Consider the following 16,827-nt stretch of genomic DNA (forward strand, 5'->3'; position numbering starts at 1 on the left):
TCAGCTCCGGCGTGCCTGCAGGACCGAGGCGTAGTTGGCCACCGCCATGCCGCCCATATTGAACACCAGGCCAAACTCCGGGTTGGGCACCGCCAGGCCAATCGGTTCGCCGGTCAATTGCCGGAACGCCAAGGCATGCATGGACACCCCCGTGGCACCGACGGGGTGCCCCTTGGCCTTGAGCCCGCCGGAAAGGTTCACCGGCAAGCGCCCGCCGGCGCGCACCACGCCGCTGTCGAGCACGCGATGGCCTTCGCCCTTGGGCGCCAGACCCATGGCTTCGTAGATCAGCAACTCGGCAATGGTGAAGCAGTCGTGCACTTCGGCGAAGCTCAGGTCGGCCAGGGTCACATTTGCGCCGCGCAATGCTGAGTGAATCGCCCGCTGCGGGCCCTCGAAGGCGAGGATGTCGCGTTGGGCGATGGGCAGCGTGTCGTTGACCTGGGTCATTGCACGTATCTGCACCTCGCGACGAAACGCCCGCGCACGTTTGGGCGAGGCGAGGATGATGGCGGCGGCGCCATCGCTGATCAACGAGCAATCGGTCAGGCGCAGGGACTCGGCCACGAACGGGTTGCTTTGGGAGACGTTATTGCAGTGCTCGAAATTCATCTCCCGATGCATCTGCGCCAAGGGGTTGGCCATGGCATTGGAGTGGTTTTTGGTGGCGATGGCCGCCATCGAGCCCAGCGGGCAGTGGTAACGCTCGGCGTATTGGCGGGCGGCGCGGCCGAACAACTGCGGGAAACTCAGGCCGGCTTCGGCCGGGTCGTTCTGGTAACCGGCCCCGGCCAAGGCTTGGGTGACTGCGGCGGTGCTGGTGTGGGTCATCTTCTCGGCGCCCACTACCAATACCAGCTCGGCGCTGCCGGAGAGAATCGCATTGACCCCCGCCTGGATCGCTGCCGAGCCGGACGCACAGGCGTTTTCACAGCGGGTGGCAGGTTTGAAGCGCAGACCGGGGTCGGCTTGCAATAGCAATGAGGCGGCAAACCCGTCGGGCACCAGCCCCGAGTTGAAATGACCGAGGAACAACGCATCGATTTGCGACGCGTCAATCTCGGCGTCGCTCAGGGCTTCCCGGGTCACCTGGACGATCAGGTCTTCCAGCGTCGTGCCTTCCAGGCGACCAAAGCGGGAGTGACCAGCGGCAACAATGGAGACGCAATCAGCAGGCATAATCAATTTCTTCTGTTCTTGATTCGGACTTTACTTACAATGACCCACCCCTGATCGTGCGCCAATTCGTGTAACTACTTACACGGGTAAGTAGCGCCCCAGGGCATTGAACAACGAGGCAGGATGCCCCATGACCGCGCTAGCCCAGCAATTTCCCGACCTCGAACGCCTGGCGTTCAAGCTGTCCCCTGCCCCGCAGATCGTCACCAGCGACCGCGTGATTCTCGACTGCAACGACGCTTTTCTGAAGCTGTTCGGCTATACGCGCGATGCACTGGTCAACCAACTGACCCTGCTGATCTACCCGTCCCAGGCCGACTACCACGCCATCGGCAAGCGCAGCCATGACTGGCTGCTCGACAGCGACAACGGCTTTTATTCCGATGAACGCTTCATGCAGCACCACAACGGCGAAGTGTTCTGGGCCAAGTCCCACGGTTACACCCTCACCCCCAAAGACCCATTCAAACTGATGATCTGGCACTTCGAACGCCTGGACCGCATGCACCAGGGCACCGGCGACCTCACGCCCCGTGAGCGGGAAATTGCCATGCACATCGTCAACGGCTTCAAATCCAAGGAAATCGCCCTGCGCCTGGCGATCTCCCACCGCACCGTTGAGGTGCACCGGGCGCGGTTGATGAAGAAACTGCAGGCCAAGACGGTGGTGGAATTGGTATCGAAGATCATCATGGTGGCCTGACCGCAATGCCCAAAGCAGCGAAGATCAAATGTGGGAGCTGGCTTGCCTGCGAAAGCGGTCGTGCAGTCATAGATGCAGTGACTGACACGCCGTCATCGCAGGCAAGCCAGCTCCCACATTTAAATTGAGGTGCGTCAGGTAGCTGAAACGTTCAACCGAGCACGTCCATACAATTCCCCACCGCCCTGCCCCCCTAACCTCACGGCTTTCGAACCCTCAGAAGCGCTGGAGAACGGGCATGGGTAACACAACAACCAAGGTATCGCTGGCATTGACGCTGCTGGCAAGCGCGATGATGAACAGCGCGTTCGCCGCCACCCCAAGCGTGGCCGTGGCGTCGCAATACGACACCAGCCATGTGTATGTGGCACCGGCCGATGTGGACCGTTTTGCCCAGAGTTTCCTCGCCACCTTCGGCGGCAAAAGCACGCCCCAGGTCGTGGTCAATGTGCTGCCGGTACCGAGCAGCACCACCTCGCAGCTGCTGCAAACCCCGGCGGGTACGGTGTCGTTGTTCGGCTTTACCACCCCCGTACCCCACCCGTTCGGCCAGGAACGCAACGGCTATCTGGTCAAGGACATGGACGTGGCCCTCAAGGCCGCGCGGGAAAATGGCGCCGATGTGATCGTCAGCGATTTCCCCGACCCCATCGGCCGTGATGCCGTGGTGCAGTGGCCGGGTGGTGTGAACATGCAGCTCTACTGGCACACCAAGACCCCGGATTACACCGCCTTCGACACCGTGCCGGAAAACCGTGTGTATGTGTCTCACGACAGCGCCGAGCGGTTTATCAAGGCGTTCCTGGGTTTCTCCCACGGCAAGGTAGTGAGCGACGACAAGCACGCCCCAGGGGTTGATGTCGGCCAGGCCGGCGGCCACTACCGCCGCGTGGATATCGAATCGCCGTTCGGGCGCATGGCGGTGCTGGTCACCAACGGCCAACTGCCCTACCCGTTCGGCCACGACACCACCGGTTATCAGGTCAACGACCTCGCCGCCACCCTGGGCAAGGCCACCGGGTCTGGTGCCACCGTGCTGGTGCCGGCGTTCGACAGCAAAGGTCGGCGCAGTGCGTTGGTGGAGTTCCCCGGCGGTTATGTCGCAGAAATCCACCAACTCAGCGCGGCAAAATGATTCGTCACGCAGGCTGGAGCCTGGCGGTGCTGTGGCCGTTGCTTACCGGCAGCGTGCAGGCCGACGACCCGCCGGTACGCCCGGTGATCAAGGCCAACCGCTGGCAGGAGGACTGGTCTGTGCTCAAGGACCCGGCGTTGCGCACGCAACCGCTGGACAACCTCAAGTACATCCCACTGTCCGCCGCCAACCCGTTCACCTACTTGTCGTTGGGCGCAACCTTGCGTGAACGCTTCGAGATGAACGACGCCAGCGGGTTCGGCGTGCGGGATGTACCGCGTGACCGCTACCTGATCCAGCGCTTTCAGGTGCACGCCGACTTGCACCTGAACGAACACTGGCGGCTGTTCACCCAGCTGGAAGATGTGCGGGCCTATGACAAGACCACGATTGGCGGTGCCGACCAGAACCGCGTCGACCTGCGCCTGGCCTTTGCCGAATACGTGAAGACCTTCAGCGCCGGCACCTTCAAGGCACGGGCTGGCCGCCAGGATTTCGCCTTCGACTTGCAGCGCTTCATCTCGTCACGGGACGGCCCGAATGTGCGGCAGTCCTTCGATGCGTTGTGGGCGGACTGGGAAACGCCGCAATGGCGCTTTATCGGGATCGCCAGCCAACCGGTGCAGTATCAGGATGGCCGGCATTTCGACGACAAGTCCAACAGCGACGCGCGCTTCCACATGCTGCGGGTCGAGCGGCTGGTGGGCGGCACCAATGAGCTGTCGGCCTATTACGGCGTGTACGAGCGCAGCGCCGCTCATTACCTGGACGCCGACGGCGAAGAGACGCGCCAGTTGCTGGACGCCCGCCTCGGTGGCGCAGCCCAGGGTTTCGACTGGGACGTCGAAGCCATGCTGCAACGGGGCTCGGTGGGTAGCAAGACGATTCGCGCCTGGGCCGGTGGCAGCCGCACCGGCTACACCGTTGACACGCTGGCCTGGAAGCCGCGTATCGGCCTGCAACTGGATATCGCTTCCGGTGACCGCCAGGCCGGTGACGGCCGGGTCGGCACCTTCAACCCGCTGTTCCCCAATGGCTATTACTTTTCCCTGGCGGGCTATACCGGCTACAGCAACCTGATCCACGTCAAGCCGTCGATTACCGTCAAGCCCCTCGCCAAGCTCAGCGTGCAAACCGCCGTCGGCCTGCTGTGGCGGCAGACCACCGCAGACGCCGTCTACACCCAGCCCAACCTGCCCGTGGCTGGCACGGCGGGCCAAGGTGAGCGCTGGACCGGCGCCTACGGTCAACTGCGCACCGACTACGCCTTTACGCCCAACCTCAGCGGTGCGGTCGAGGCCGTGCACTACGCGGTCGGCCAGACCCTGCGTGATGCCGGTGGACACGACAGCAATTACCTGGGCATGGAGCTCAAGTTCAGTTGGTGAGACAAGCACACCCATACAAGCCTCGGCTCAGGTTTACGGCAATAGTGATGCGGTTTTTTCACCGCCCTTTTTCAGCCCTGCAAGGAGTTTCAGATGAGCACATTCGTTGCCAAAGACGGTACCCAGATCTACTTCAAGGACTGGGGCAGCGGTAAGCCCGTGCTGTTCAGCCACGGCTGGCCGCTGGATGCGGACATGTGGGAATACCAGATGGAATACCTGAGCAGCCGTGGCTTTCGCACCATTGCCTTTGACCGTCGTGGTTTTGGCCGCTCGGACCAGCCCTGGACCGGTAACGACTACGACACCTTCGCTGACGATATCGCCCAGTTGATCGAACACCTGGACCTGCAGGACGTGACCCTGGTGGGCTTCTCCATGGGTGGCGGTGACGTGGCGCGCTACATCGCCCGCCACGGCAGTGCCCGTGTCGCCGGCCTGGTGTTGTTGGGCGCGGTCACGCCGATCTTCGGCCAGCAAGCCGACTACCCCCAAGGCGTGCCTGGTGAGGTGTTCGATGGCATCAAGGCAGGCCTGTTGAAGGATCGTGCGCAGTTCATCAGCGACTTCAACACGCCGTTCTTCGGTCTCAATAAAGGCCAGCACGTTTCAGAGGGTGTGCTCAGCCAGACCCTGCAGATCGCCATGCTTGCCTCGCTCAAGTCGACCGTGGATTGCGTCACCGCGTTCTCGCAAACCGACTTCCGCCCGGACATGGCCAAGATCGACGTACCGACCCTGGTGATCCATGGCGACGGCGACCAGATCGTGCCGTTCGACACCACCGGCAAAGTCGCGGCGCAGATGATCGAGGGCGCACAACTGAAAGTGTACAAGGATGCGCCGCACGGGTTTGCCGTGACCCACGCTCAACAGCTCAATGAAGACCTGTTGGGGTTCCTGAACCGCTGAACCTTGAAACATCCTCTCCTTGTTTGGCCGGGCTCGCCCGGCCTTTTTTTGTTCAAGCAAAGCGCTGAGCCAATACCAGCCGGCCCGGCCCGGCAATGAGGATGCTGGTAAAGATGATCAACAGCAGCCAGCCGAACTGACCTTCGAACAGCGTCCACTCCGGGTGCACCACCAGCAACGCGATGACCAGCACCGCCAGGATCGGCAGGCACGCCAGGCGCACCAGCACGCCCGCGATGATCAGCAGCGGGCACAGCACCTCGGCAAAGATCGCCAGCAGCAACGTGACATGGGCGCCCAGGTGAAACGGGTCCTCGATCAGCTTCAATTGCTCGCTGTAGTGGAACAACTTGGGCAACCCATGCACCCACAGCAGGAACAACGCCCCGCTGACCCGCAGAAACAACAGCCCGATATCCTGATTTCTTGCTTGGTTCATATGCCACCTGTTTGCGTCGAAAATGACCGGCAGTCAGTGTGTCCAACGTCGCGTCGCCGCACTTGCAGGCTTGTGCTGAAATCCTGCGTTTGCATTGCCCAAAGAACCCGGCATGATCTTGCTGAACTGCCGACCCCGCGCTACGGTCCCAACCCATACGCTCATCGCTACAGGAATTTTTCCATGACGCTTCCCCAAGAAATGACCCTGATCGAAATCACCACCCCTGGCGGGCCCGAGGTCTTGCAGCCGCGCAGCGCCGACGTGCCAGTGGCCGGGCCAGGCGAGATTCTGATTCGCGTGCACGCCGCCGGGGTCAACCGCCCAGACGCCTTGCAGCGCGCGGGCAAATACCCGATGAAGCCCGGCATGAGCCCGATCCCGGGGTTGGAAGTGGCCGGTGAAGTGGTGGCGCTGGGCACTGGCGTGAACGAATACAGCCTGGGCGACAAGGTCTGTGCCCTGACCAATGGCGGCGGCTATGCGCAGTATTGCGCGGTGCCGGCCAGCCAGGCGCTGCCGATCCCTGCGGGCATGGACTGGATTCAGGCCGCTGCCGTGCCAGAAACGTTCTTCACGGTCTGGGCCAACCTGTTCGGCCTCGGCGGTGCCCATAAGGGCCAGCGCGCATTGATCCACGGCGGTACCAGTGGCATCGGTACCACCGCGTTGATGCTCTGCCAGGAGTTCGGCATCCAGGCATTCGCCACGGCGGGCAGCGCCGACAAATGCGCGGCGATTGCCAAGCTCGGTGCCGAGCCGATCAACTACCGCGAACAGGACTTTGCCGAGGTCATCGCCAAACAGACCGACGGCAAAGGCGTCAACGTGATCCTCGACATCATGGGTGCCTCATACCTGAACAATAACCTCAAGGCCCTGGGCATGGACGGCCACCTGGTGATCCTCGGCTTCCTCGGTGGCGGCAAGGCCAACGACGTCGACCTGCTGACCATCCTCGGCAAACGCGCGGTGATCACCGGCTCACTGCTGCGCGCCCGCACCCGGGAAGAAAAGGCCGAGATTGCCCAGCAACTGCGCGAACACGTGTGGCCGGTACTCAGTGCCGGGCGCTGCCTACCGATGATCGACCAGGTCTACGCCTACACCGACGCCGCCCAGGCCCATGCGCGGATGGAAGGTGGGGACCATATCGGCAAGATTGTGTTGCGGGTGGAGTGAGGCGATTCGACTTGCTCGCGAAGGTGGTGTGTCAGTCACTGTATCTGTTACTGCACGACCGCTTTCGCAGGCAAGCCAGCTCCCACATTTGATCTTCATTGCTTCGAGCATAGCGTTCGTTTAACTGACCGGCGTTAGGGCAAGCCTCCTCCCACACTGGATAAAACACAGGCCATCATGGGCTATCACGGCTGTTGGGCATACACCGGATAGTCCACATACCCCGCCTGTGTCCCGCCATACAGGCCTTCGGCCTTCAACGCATTCAATGGCCAGCCATTGAACAGCCGCTGGGGCAAGTCCGGGTTGGCAATGAAGGGCCGTCCAAAGGCGATCAGGTCCGCCAACCCGGTCTCTACCAGCCGTGCGCCGCGCTCGGCGGTGTAGCGGCCGGCGTAGATGATCCTGCCGCTGAAGGTGCGGCGCACGGCCTGGCGGAAAGTCTCGGGCAGGTCGGGCGCGTTGTCCCAGTCGGCTTCGGCGATGGACACATAGGCGATGCCCGACGCTTCCAGCACTTTGATCGCTTCGATATAGGTAAGGTGCGGGTCTTCTTCCACCAGGCCGATGTAGACCCGGTCCTGGTCGGTGCCACTGAACAGCGGCGAAAAGCGCACGCCCAGGCGCTCCGGCCCCACCACCTTGCACACCGCTTCGACAATCTCGCGCAGCAAGCGCAGGCGATTGTCCAGCGAGCCGCCGTACTCATCCTCACGCAGGTTGGAATGGGCCGAGATGAACTGGTTGACCAGGTAGCCGTTGGCCGCGTGGATTTCCACACCGTCGAACCCGGCGTCCAGGGCATTGCGTGCAGCCTGGGCGTAGTGCCCCACCAGCTCTTCGATTTCCAGCGCGGTCAAGGCGCGGGGTACCGGTGGCTGCACCAGTTTACCCACACCCGGCCCGGTTTCAATGAAGGCTTTGGCTTGCAACGCCGCCAGTGCAGACGGCCCCACCGGTGCACCACCGTCAGGTTGCAGCGCGTGATGGGACACCCGCCCCACATGCCATAGCTGGGCGAAGATCACACCGCCCTCGTCATGCACCGCTGCGGTGACTTTGCGCCAACCCTGGATTTGCGCCGGTGTATGAATGCCCGGCGTCCACGCGTAGCCCTGGCCCCGGGGTTCGATCTGCGTCCCCTCGCTGACCATGAACCCGGCACTGGCCCGTTGACGGTAATACTCGGCCATCAGGTCGGTGGCGATATTACCCGGCTGGGCGCTGCGCTGGCGGGTCAGCGGCGGCAGTACGACACGGTTGTTCAAGCGGTGATTCCCCAGCTTAATCGGGGTGTTCAGGATGCAGTCAGGCACGGCGATATTCCAAATTCAGGACGAACGAAAACCGTGGCAACTCCTGGGAATCGCCACCGTGTAGATCGGTTGATTAACTTAAGCGCAGAGTGTCAGCAGGGCCTTGGCCACTTCGCTGGAGCTGCCTGGGTTTTGCCCAGTCACCAGCAAGCCATCGACGAGGACGAAGGATTGCCAGTCAGCGCCCTTCTCATACTGGCCGCCCAGTTTTTTGAATTCATCTTCAATCAGGAACGGCACGACTTCAGTCAACTGCACAGCGGCCTCTTCCGAGTTGGAGAACCCGGTGACGCGGCGGCCCTTGATCAACGGCTCACCGTTAACCGCCTTGACGTGACGCAAGGCACCCGGTGCATGGCACACAAAGCCAATGGGCTTGCCGGCCCGCTCGAAGGCTTCGATCAGCGCGATGGACACCGGCGACTCCGCCAGGTCCCACAGCGGGCCGTGGCCGCCTGGGTAGAACACGGTGTCGAAGTCGGCGGCGTTGACCGAGTCCAGCTTCACGGTGGTCGCCAAGGCTTGCTGCGCAGCCGAGTCTTTACCGAAGCGCTCGGTCTGCTCGGTTTGCGCATCCGGTTCATCGCTCTTGGGGTCCAGCGGCGGCTGGCCGCCGGCCGGGGAAGCCAACACCACTTCGGCGCCAGCGTCCTTGAACGCGTAATAAGGTGCGGCGAATTCTTCGAGCCAGAAGCCGGTCTTGCGCCCGGTATCGCCAAGCTGGTCGTGAGAGGTCAGTACCATTAATACTTTCATTTTCCAGTGCCTCGGTCGGTGTGAATAACAGTTGTCTCATGTTAGGCAGCGAGGCAGTGGCTCACAATGTCATATCCGCAAGGATTGCGGACATGCACCAAAGTCGGTTGCCGTTTGCCGGGCACGCGCCGACAATCGCCTCTCCCCCGCCCCTTGGAGAGATGCAATGCACAGCGTTGCGCTGATGGTTTACCCGAATTTCCAGTCGTTGAGCCTCAGCCTGGGCTCGGTGTTCGAGTGCGCCAACCTGCTGCGCGGCGAGCCGGCCTATGAGTTTCACCTGGTGTCGGAAAGCGGCGGCGCCGTGATGACCTCCCAGGGTTTTTCGGTGAACACCAGCGCGCTGCGCCCAGAGGGCTATGACACCTTGATTGTCAGCGGCTACCTGGAGTTTCGCCTGCCGGAAGCCAACCTGCTGGAGCTGGTCAAGGCCGCGTCCGCGCAGTCGCGCCGGGTGGCGTCCTTATGCATGGGCATATTTGTACTGGCCGAGGCAGGCCTGCTGGCGGGCAAGCGCACCACCACCCACTGGATCCATGCGCCGGCATTTCGCAAACGCTATCCGGATATCCACCTGGAAGAAGACAAGTTGTTCATTGTCGACGGCCAGGTGTGGACCGGTGCGGGCATGAGCGCCGGGGTCGACCTGGCGCTGGCGATGGTGGAGGACGACCTGGGCAGCGGCCTGGCCCGGCGCATTGCACGCAAGCTGGTGATTGCCCAGCGCCGCGGCAGCGAGCAGTCGCAACTGTCGGCCTTGCTGGAACTGGACCCAAAGTCCGACCGCGTGCAGTTGGCCCTGGCCTATGCCCGTGAAAACCTCACCCATGATTTGTCGGTGGACGCCCTGGCCGACGTTGCCCGGCTCAGCCCCCGCCAGTTCAGCCGGGTGTTTCGCGAAGAAACCGGTCAAACCCCAGCCAAAGCCATCGAAGCCCTGCGGGTGGAAGCTGCGCGGGCGATGATGGAAATCAGCCGTCACCCGGTAGAGGTGGTGGCCCGCGAAACCGGGTTTGGTGATCGCGAACGCATGCGCCAGGCGTTCCTCAGGGCGTTCGGGCAGCCGCCTCAGGCGATGCAGCAGGTGCTGTTCAACCCGGGCTAGGCCCGTGACGGCCTGACAGCCGACGCCTATCTACCTGAAGTGCCATGATCCAAATGTGGGAGCTGGCTTGCCTGCGATGGCGGCCTACCAGCCGACACTTACCTACCTGACACCCCGCGATCAAACTGTGGGAGATTCTATGGTTGAGGGGCAACCCTCAACCAACTTTTGGCTGATATTCGCTTTGCCCTTTCAGCAGAGCGAACACCACCCTAGCAAGCTTGCGGGCCAGTATTACCAGCGCCTGTGTGGTGCTATAGCCTCGCGCCCTCTGTGCTTGATAAAACGCTTTCCATGTCTCTGTTCGGCTAGCCGCCATCGCTGCGTTATGCAGCAGGCGCCGAGCTTCTGAGTCGCCGCGCTTACTTAAACTACGACGACCATCCTTCTGTCCTGACTTGTTGACGCGCAAATCCATACCAAGAAAGGCGATAAACGCGTCCGAATTCCTGAACTCTCCCCGTTGGAAGGTGGCAATCAAACGCGTGCCAGTCAAAAAACCGATGCCTTCGACTTTCAAGCAACGCTTCAACTGACCCAGTAAACCTGCTTCTTTCAGGCAGTCACTGATCATTTTTTCGATTAACCCTTCCAGTCTCTGCATCGACTTCACCTGCTCGGCAAACGAGGCCTTAAGAAGCGGCTCGTTCGCCCAGCTTTGCGTCAGGCTGACGCGCGCCTGAACCAAGGCTGCGCGCCGACGAAACAGGCTTAGAAGATGGCGATACAGCGGTGATGGAGGTGTCCAGGGACGCAGTTCGTCTGCCTCCTTTCTCAAATAGCGGACGAGCAGCTTGGCATCCAAAGCATCGGTCTTGGCCCGGATCTTCACGCTTTCGCGGTAATGCTTGAGCTCATAACCTCCAACCATGTAAACCACGCAACCAGCTTCATGAGCTAGATCAGCAAACTCCAAGTGGTAGATATTGGTGGCTTCAATTGCGATGGCCACTTTGCAGGACAAGGCCTTCAGCCATTTTTTGATAGCGGCTTTGGTGTTTGGGATTGTTTCTAACAGATCGACTTCAGCGTGATAAATCACCAGTTCATTCTTAGCGACATCGACGCCTACGATTGGCTTTGAGACAGAAACTGGCATTGCCATGGGGCTTCCTCCGGGCTAAGGTTTTGAGCACTTGAAGGGCTCACCCAGAGGCGCAGGCTTGTTCCTATCGTCGGTCATAGCCAGATGCATTCTTTATCGGCGCTTGGGTGAAAGGAGGAGGGGCGAAATCTCCCACGGTCTGTACTGCGTCAACAGTCAGAATCGGGCTTTGTCCCTTCTCCTCCCTTCAAGTCCTAGCATACAAGCGGGCTTGCTCGCGAAGGCGGCCTGGCAGCCGACCAGAATCTTGGATCAGACCGTGTACATATCCGTTATTTGGGTAACGGCTGCTTATGGTTCCGCTTTTACAGCGGGTCACTTTTGGAAAAGAGCCCCAAAAGTAACCAAAAGGCTCTTGCCCCACCACTCGGCACCTCGCCTAGGCTCGGTGTGCCCGAACGCAGGCTTGAATCCGTGGGCCGCCGCCACGCGCCATCCATGGCGCGGGGCGGCTAACCCGGCGTCCTGCCGGGTTACCCACGAATTCAAGCCTGCGTTCGGCCAGCGTGGTTTGACGGGGCGCTTAAGATCAAGATCAAAAGCAGATCAAGAGCGGCTCGCTTCGCATCGTGGTCACCGTAGGATATCTATGCTCATCGAGAGAAAGCCCCAGCCCGTCAATGCAGCGATGCCCGGGTAATCAGGTAGTTCACCAACTGCGGGTCATCGTCCAATTCAATGCTCTGCACCGGGCGCGGCAGGTTATCCAGCACGGTGCGCCAGAACGCCTGGGACACCTCGTCCTGATCATAGAATCGCACCAGCCAATTAGCCGCGCCGCTGCACAGCACCTGGCTGGCGATGGCGCGGCCGATGCCCTTGCGGCGGTAGCGCTTGAGGATGAACAGGTCGGCCAGTTCCAGGGCGTCGATGCCAGGCAGTTCGCTGCCTTCGATCAACAGGAAGCCGGCGATGTAGCCGTCTACCAGCAGCAGGTTGGCGCTCCATTGCGGGTCGCTCCAGTAGCGGGCCAAGTGTTCGTCATGGATGTAGAAACGCCCATCGGCCTCGACATCTTCCTGTTCCCAGTCCGAAGACTCATAGGCGTAGTACTGGTAAAGATTGCGGATCAGTTCGGCTTCTTCGGGGCCGGTCTGGATCAATTCGACGGTGGTTTCAGGCATGGGGCTCTCGGTGGAAAAACGCAGGGCGCCATTGTTCACAAAAGTGCTGCCCACGCCAATGGCCTGGCGAATCCTTTCTATTGGCTGAACCGATTGCAAATAGCGGTTGCCCTGGCCGAAATCCTGAAACATTTAGAATAAACTTCGCCGGCTCCCCCTTTTGCTCAAGGACACGTATTTTGACCAACGTCTGTACCGCCGGCCTGGATGTGGGCTTTGCCTCCCTGGATTACCTGCAGATCTTCATCCTGGGCGTGATCCAGGGCATTACTGAATTGCTGCCGGTGTCATCCACCGCCCATATGCGCGTGGTACCCGCCCTGCTCGGCTGGCAAGACCCTGGCTCGGCGTTTTCCGCAGCCATGCAATTGGCAGCGTTGGCAGCAGTGGTCAGTTACTTCTGGCGCGATGTGCGCCAGGTCACCACGGGCAGCATCAGTGCGGTGCGCCGGGGCGACTACAACGACCGCTGGTTCAAGCTCGCCGTGGCAATTGTGCTGGCAACCGTCCCGATTGGCATCGCCGGGCTGGCGTTGTCGTCGACCTTGAATGCCTGCAACTCGCCATTGCGCGGGCTGATGGTGATCGGCATTTCCTGCGTGGTGATGGCGGTGCTGCTGGCAGTGGCCGAACTGCGTGCCCGGCATACACGCGACGTGAGCCAAATGCGCCTGCGCGATGCCCTGATCGTGGGGGTTGCACAGATTGGCGCGTTGATACCGGGCGTATCGCGTTCGGGCTCCACGTTGACCGCGGCGCTGTTCCTGAATTTCAAACGCGAAGAAGCGGCGCGGTTTTCTTTCCTGTTAGGCTTGCCGGCCATCGCCCTGGCCGGTTTGAAAGAGTTATGGGTGCTGCTGCGCGCCGACCTGCCCGCCCACGCCTGGCCGCACTTGATCTTTGGCCTGGTGGTGGCCAGCGTCTCGGCGTTCTTTGCCATCTGGGGCCTGATGAAATTTCTGGAGCGTTTCTCCACCTGGCCGTTCGTGATCTACCGTGCGCTGCTGGGGATCTTCCTGATTGTGGCGGTCAGCACCGGGTTGTTGAGTTAAGCCACCGGTTCGCGGTCGGCCAGCGCTTCGAGCAAGTCGGCCGAGGGCACGAAGAACAGGCCGCCGGTCACGGCCGTGCTGAAGTCGAGCAAGCGGTCGTAGTTGCCGGCCGGGCGGCCGACGAACATGTTCTCCAGCATCTGCTCCAACGGCTGCGGCGAGCGTGCATAGCCGATGAAGTAGGTGCCGAACTCCCCGGCACCAGGGCGGCCGAAGGGCATGTTGTCGCGCAGGATCTTCACCTCCTCGCCGTCCTCGTCAGTGATCACTGTCAGGGCGCTGTGGGAGTTGCTCGGCTTGGCGTCGTCGTCCAGTTCGATGTCCGACAATTTGGTGCGCCCGATCACCTTCTCTTGAGCCTCCACCGTCAAGCCATTCCACGCGGTCATGTTGTGCAGGTATTTCTGCACCAGCACATAGCTGCCGCCTTCGAACTCAGGGTCTTCATCGCCCACCAGGGTGAAGGCCTCGGCCTTGCGCCCCACCGGGTTCTCGGTGCCGTCGACGAAACCGATAATGCTGCGCATATCGAAGTAGCGAAAGCCCTGGACCTCATCGACCACCTTCACGCTATCACCCAGGGCGGCCATCAGTTGGGTTGCCAGCTCGAAACACAGGTCCATCTGCTCGGCACGGATGTGCAGCAGGATGTCACCTGGGGTCGACACCGCCTTGCGCCCTTGCACACCGAACTCGCGAAACGGATGCAAGGCCGCCGGGCGCGGCGCGCCGAACAGGCGGTCCCAGGCATCCGAGCCAAACCCGCAAACGCACGTCAGGTTGCCCGAGGGCACGCGCTTGCCTACCGAGCGCACCAGGCCTGCGATGTCGGCGCACCAGGCCCGCACGTTTTCAACCGCATCAGGCGCCAGGGTGGCGACCATGAAGATCGCGCTGCTGGTGATCGGGTGACACACCGATTGCGGTTCGAGCGGGGGACGGACGGGGCAGGTTTTCATGGGCATTCCACAGGCTGAGGGCGGTTTGAACCCGCGCAGATTAGCAGATCATCGATGGCAACTGGCCCACACCTGGCGAATCAGGGCTTTGAGCTTGAGCGCCTCGGCCCAGCGATCGGTGAGTTCGCGCCCCTGTGCGTCGGTAATCGCATAGGGTGGCGGGCCCAACTCGCAAGTGAAGGACAGGCTCTGCGGGGTGTCAGCGCGGCCCAGCCAGTGTTCGACCCCATAGCGCCACCAGCCGGTAAATCGCTCGACCCACGGTTGGTGCTGGGGAAAATCCAGGCCAACCTGCACCTGTTCGCTGCTGGCGATGCGGCCATGAAAGCCCCAGCTGTGACGCAGGATGGTGCGTATCTGTTCGTCGTCTTCCACACTGCCGGGCTGGGGCAACTCGCGGCCAACCACGTAGTGGGACAGGTCAGCGAGCAGTTTCAGATCGGGCATCTGTGCCAGCAGGTCGAGGGTGAACAACAGGTCGTTGGTGAGCCGATAACGGTGGGTTTCCAGCAAAATCTGGAAGTCCACCTGTTCGGCCAGGCGTTGCCAGCCGTCGATCAGCCTGGCCGCCTCGGCCTGGGTACGTGGGCGCACGTCGGCTTGCAAGGTGAGGTGGTGACAGCCGTAACGGCTGATCACCTCCAATGCCCTGGCCAGATCATCCACCGATTGCGGGAACAGTTGCCCTTCAATCTGCAGGCCACTGGCCGTGGCCGCCGCGTGCAGGCGCTGCACCGATGCCGGCGCCCAGTAATGCTCGGTGATGCCGTCATAACCGGCGGCGGCGATGCGGTCCAATTGCGCTTCGAGGCTGCCGGGCTCGGTTTGCATGGCCCACATCGATTGGAATACTAACAACTGGCGCATGGTCAGCCTCGCAATAACAGCTTCAGGGATACCTCGGGGTCGGCCAGGCTGGCCGGGTTAAGCGGGATGTGGGCGGTGATCAAGTGCTCGCACAGCTTGATGTCCTTGGCTGCGCGGTGACCCATGGCCCAACCGCAGGCGCCTTGCAAACGGTGATGGTCGTCAAGGTAGAACAGCAGCAGGCCGCCGTCGGGCAATTGCCGGCGGACCATCAGTGCAGTCATCACCCCGACGGTGTGCAAGCCCCACGCGTATTGATCGGACCAGAAACCCGGGATCATCTCGAACGCCAACGCCTGCCCCAGCAGGTTCAACGCCGCGAGACGGCCCTGGGCTTCGGCGTTGCGCCAGGTTTCCTGGCGCTGATAAAGGCCCGCCAGGCGAAACTCGCACACATCCCCCGCCGCGTAGATATCCGCCGCACTGGTGCGCAACTGCGCGTCGACACGAATGCCCTGCCCGACGTCCAAGCCCGCCGCCGCGGCCACCTCGATGTTGGGCTGCATGCCAATGCCGACCACCACCAGGTCGCAGGGCAACCGCTGCCCGTCGACCAGTTGCACGGCGTCGGCGTGGATGCACTCCAGGGCGACGTTCAAACGCACGTCCACACCCTGCTCACGGTGCAATGCCAGCAACGCGTCACTGATCACCGGCGGCAACACCCGCCCTGCCAGCCTTGGCCCGGCTTCCAGTAGCGTCACCTCGCAGCCCAGGGCCCGCGCCGTCGCTGCCACCTCCAGGCCGATAAAACCACCGCCAACCACCACCAGCCTGGCGCCTGGCTTTAATTCATTGCGCAAGACCAACGCGTCATCATGGGTGCGCAGGTAAAACACGTTGGCCTGCTCCTGGGGCAAACGCCGCGCCCGGCCTCCGGTGGCCAGCAGCAGGCCGGCATAGCTCAACCACTGGCCGTCGGCCAATTGCAACCGGTGGTGCTGCGGCTCCAGGCGGCTGACCGGGTTGGCGGCGATATGCTCTACCTCGAGCGCCGCCAACTGCTGGCTGTCGCACAGGCTGCATTGCGCCAAGTCGGTCGAGCCTTGCAGCAAGCCCTTGGACAACGGTGGCCGCTCGTAGGGCAAGTGCGCTTCATCGCCAATCAGGATCAGGCGCCCGCTGTAACCTTCGTCACGCAGGGTGAGTGCCGCACGGCCACCAGCATGGCCGGCGCCGACGATGATCAGGGGAGCGTTCATTCTTCGGCCGTGACGGCGAGCAGTACCCGCCCCGCATCTACCCGCACGGGGTAGGTCTTGAGGTTGACGCACACCGGCGCGCCCAGGGCCTTGCCGGTGCGGTAATCAAAGCGTCCGTTGTGCTTGGGGCATTCGATCACATGGTCCATCACCAGGCCGTCGGCCAGGTGGATTTTCTCGTGGGTGCACAGGCCGGCGGTGGCGAAGAATTCGTTATCGGCTGAACGGAACACCGCGTAGGTCTGCGCGCCGTGGTCGAAGCGCAGCACGTCTTCTGCTTCTATTTCGCCCACGGCGCAGACGTCGATCCATTGATCGTTCATGCATTTATCTCCAATGACTGGCTTTCAGTCTGTGGCGAGCGAGCTTGCTCGCGCTGGGCTGCGAAGCGGCCCTAGATTCG

Annotated in this window: 17 protein-coding genes; 7 read left to right on the top strand and 10 right to left on the bottom strand. The window is 61.9% G+C overall.

Annotation, left to right across the window (positions count from 1 at the left end):
* Nucleotides 1-1,179: an acetyl-CoA acetyltransferase gene (locus MHH62_RS05385; protein WP_014718101.1), complete on the bottom strand. Its 1,179-nt coding sequence runs from the start codon at nt 1,177-1,179 to the stop codon at nt 1-3.
* A gap of 130 nt (nt 1,180-1,309) precedes the next feature.
* On the opposite strand from MHH62_RS05385, the gene MHH62_RS05390 reads away from it, so the two are divergent.
* From MHH62_RS05390 to MHH62_RS05405, 4 genes are all read left to right on the top strand, one after another.
* Nucleotides 1,310-1,882 (top strand): LuxR C-terminal-related transcriptional regulator, encoded by a 573-nt coding sequence (locus tag MHH62_RS05390; protein ID WP_003190613.1) that lies wholly within the window; start codon nt 1,310-1,312, stop codon nt 1,880-1,882.
* Between the two features lie 238 nt (nt 1,883-2,120).
* Nucleotides 2,121-3,017, top strand: coding sequence for a glyoxalase (locus MHH62_RS05395; RefSeq protein ID WP_339232617.1), 897 nt, complete (start codon nt 2,121-2,123; stop codon nt 3,015-3,017).
* Nucleotides 3,014-4,405, top strand: coding sequence for an alginate export family protein (locus tag MHH62_RS05400; protein ID WP_339232618.1), 1,392 nt, complete (start codon nt 3,014-3,016; stop codon nt 4,403-4,405). The genes MHH62_RS05395 and MHH62_RS05400 overlap by 4 nt, the downstream gene beginning before the upstream one ends.
* Before the next feature lie 93 nt (nt 4,406-4,498).
* On the top strand, nt 4,499-5,317 hold the full coding sequence (locus MHH62_RS05405; protein ID WP_014718098.1) for an alpha/beta hydrolase: 819 nt from the start codon (nt 4,499-4,501) through the stop codon (nt 5,315-5,317).
* A 52-nt stretch (nt 5,318-5,369) separates the two neighbouring features.
* On the opposite strand, the gene MHH62_RS05410 is transcribed toward MHH62_RS05405, so the two are convergent.
* Complete coding sequence (locus MHH62_RS05410) at nt 5,370-5,756, bottom strand: DoxX family protein (RefSeq protein WP_014718097.1); 387 nt, start codon at nt 5,754-5,756, stop codon at nt 5,370-5,372.
* Nucleotides 5,757-5,939: 183 nt separating this feature from the next.
* Here MHH62_RS05410 and MHH62_RS05415 point away from each other — a divergent pair, with 183 nt between their 5' ends.
* Nucleotides 5,940-6,938 (top strand): NAD(P)H-quinone oxidoreductase, encoded by a 999-nt coding sequence (locus MHH62_RS05415; protein WP_072435719.1) that lies wholly within the window; start codon nt 5,940-5,942, stop codon nt 6,936-6,938.
* Between the two features lie 185 nt (nt 6,939-7,123).
* Here the strand turns inward: MHH62_RS05415 and MHH62_RS05420 are convergent, their stop codons facing one another.
* Both MHH62_RS05420 and MHH62_RS05425 read right to left on the bottom strand, forming a co-directional pair.
* Entirely contained in the window at nt 7,124-8,254 is a 1,131-nt protein-coding gene (locus MHH62_RS05420; RefSeq protein ID WP_336827493.1) for an alkene reductase, read from the bottom strand.
* A 78-nt stretch (nt 8,255-8,332) separates the two neighbouring features.
* Complete coding sequence (locus MHH62_RS05425) at nt 8,333-9,010, bottom strand: type 1 glutamine amidotransferase domain-containing protein (protein ID WP_019817311.1); 678 nt, start codon at nt 9,008-9,010, stop codon at nt 8,333-8,335.
* 166 nt (nt 9,011-9,176) lie between these two features.
* Here MHH62_RS05425 and MHH62_RS05430 point away from each other — a divergent pair, with 166 nt between their 5' ends.
* Nucleotides 9,177-10,115: a GlxA family transcriptional regulator gene (locus tag MHH62_RS05430; RefSeq protein WP_014718093.1), complete on the top strand. Its 939-nt coding sequence runs from the start codon at nt 9,177-9,179 to the stop codon at nt 10,113-10,115.
* Nucleotides 10,116-10,272: 157 nt separating this feature from the next.
* On the opposite strand, the gene MHH62_RS05435 is transcribed toward MHH62_RS05430, so the two are convergent.
* Together MHH62_RS05435 and MHH62_RS05440 are read right to left on the bottom strand one after the other, a co-directional pair.
* Entirely contained in the window at nt 10,273-11,214 is a 942-nt protein-coding gene (locus MHH62_RS05435) for a transposase (protein WP_339233026.1), read from the bottom strand.
* A 623-nt stretch (nt 11,215-11,837) separates the two neighbouring features.
* A complete protein-coding gene (locus MHH62_RS05440) occupies nt 11,838-12,476 on the bottom strand; it encodes a GNAT family N-acetyltransferase (RefSeq protein ID WP_014718092.1) in 639 nt (212 codons plus the stop codon).
* 47 nt (nt 12,477-12,523) lie between these two features.
* On the opposite strand from MHH62_RS05440, the gene MHH62_RS05445 reads away from it, so the two are divergent.
* A complete protein-coding gene (locus tag MHH62_RS05445; RefSeq protein ID WP_014718091.1) occupies nt 12,524-13,396 on the top strand; it encodes an undecaprenyl-diphosphate phosphatase in 873 nt (290 codons plus the stop codon).
* On the opposite strand, the gene MHH62_RS05450 is transcribed toward MHH62_RS05445, so the two are convergent.
* The 4 genes from MHH62_RS05450 to MHH62_RS05465 are packed head-to-tail and all read right to left on the bottom strand — an operon-like array spanning nt 13,393 to nt 16,747.
* Nucleotides 13,393-14,355: a Dyp-type peroxidase gene (locus MHH62_RS05450; protein WP_019817314.1), complete on the bottom strand. Its 963-nt coding sequence runs from the start codon at nt 14,353-14,355 to the stop codon at nt 13,393-13,395. The genes MHH62_RS05445 and MHH62_RS05450 overlap by 4 nt on opposite strands.
* Nucleotides 14,356-14,403: 48 nt before the next feature.
* Nucleotides 14,404-15,222, bottom strand: coding sequence for a sugar phosphate isomerase/epimerase (locus tag MHH62_RS05455; RefSeq protein WP_339232619.1), 819 nt, complete (start codon nt 15,220-15,222; stop codon nt 14,404-14,406).
* A 2-nt stretch (nt 15,223-15,224) separates the two neighbouring features.
* The gene (locus tag MHH62_RS05460; protein ID WP_020303160.1) at nt 15,225-16,424 is read right to left on the bottom strand and encodes an FAD-dependent oxidoreductase; all 1,200 of its coding nucleotides are present in this window, start codon (nt 16,422-16,424) and stop codon (nt 15,225-15,227) included.
* On the bottom strand, nt 16,421-16,747 hold the full coding sequence (locus MHH62_RS05465; RefSeq protein ID WP_019817317.1) for a MocE family 2Fe-2S type ferredoxin: 327 nt from the start codon (nt 16,745-16,747) through the stop codon (nt 16,421-16,423). Before MHH62_RS05465 ends, MHH62_RS05460 begins: the two co-directional genes overlap by 4 nt.
* Between the last annotated feature and the right edge of the window lie 80 nt (nt 16,748-16,827).

It is taken from the genome of Pseudomonas sp. FSL L8-0168, from assembly GCF_037976155.1.
Lineage (GTDB): Bacteria > Pseudomonadota > Gammaproteobacteria > Pseudomonadales > Pseudomonadaceae > Aquipseudomonas > Aquipseudomonas paracarnis.

Bases quoted from the DNA above. Each gene is read 5' to 3' on its own strand.
- MHH62_RS05455 (WP_339232619.1), bottom strand. From the start codon at position 15,222: ATGCGCCAGTTGTTAGTATTCCAATCGATGTGGGCCATGCAAACCGAG.
- MHH62_RS05410 (WP_014718097.1), bottom strand. From the start codon at position 5,756: ATGAACCAAGCAAGAAATCAGGATATCGGGCTGTTGTTTCTGCGGGTC.
- MHH62_RS05395 (WP_339232617.1), top strand. From the start codon at position 2,121: ATGGGTAACACAACAACCAAGGTATCGCTGGCATTGACGCTGCTGGCA.
- MHH62_RS05440 (WP_014718092.1), bottom strand. From the start codon at position 12,476: ATGTTTCAGGATTTCGGCCAGGGCAACCGCTATTTGCAATCGGTTCAG.
- MHH62_RS05390 (WP_003190613.1), top strand. From the start codon at position 1,310: ATGACCGCGCTAGCCCAGCAATTTCCCGACCTCGAACGCCTGGCGTTC.
- MHH62_RS05425 (WP_019817311.1), bottom strand. From the start codon at position 9,010: ATGAAAGTATTAATGGTACTGACCTCTCACGACCAGCTTGGCGATACC.
- MHH62_RS05465 (WP_019817317.1), bottom strand. From the start codon at position 16,747: ATGAACGATCAATGGATCGACGTCTGCGCCGTGGGCGAAATAGAAGCA.
- MHH62_RS05430 (WP_014718093.1), top strand. From the start codon at position 9,177: ATGCACAGCGTTGCGCTGATGGTTTACCCGAATTTCCAGTCGTTGAGC.
- MHH62_RS05385 (WP_014718101.1), bottom strand. From the start codon at position 1,179: ATGCCTGCTGATTGCGTCTCCATTGTTGCCGCTGGTCACTCCCGCTTT.
- MHH62_RS05435 (WP_339233026.1), bottom strand. From the start codon at position 11,214: ATGCCAGTTTCTGTCTCAAAGCCAATCGTAGGCGTCGATGTCGCTAAG.
- MHH62_RS05450 (WP_019817314.1), bottom strand. From the start codon at position 14,355: ATGAAAACCTGCCCCGTCCGTCCCCCGCTCGAACCGCAATCGGTGTGT.
- MHH62_RS05415 (WP_072435719.1), top strand. From the start codon at position 5,940: ATGACGCTTCCCCAAGAAATGACCCTGATCGAAATCACCACCCCTGGC.
- MHH62_RS05405 (WP_014718098.1), top strand. From the start codon at position 4,499: ATGAGCACATTCGTTGCCAAAGACGGTACCCAGATCTACTTCAAGGAC.
- MHH62_RS05400 (WP_339232618.1), top strand. From the start codon at position 3,014: ATGATTCGTCACGCAGGCTGGAGCCTGGCGGTGCTGTGGCCGTTGCTT.
- MHH62_RS05460 (WP_020303160.1), bottom strand. From the start codon at position 16,424: ATGAACGCTCCCCTGATCATCGTCGGCGCCGGCCATGCTGGTGGCCGT.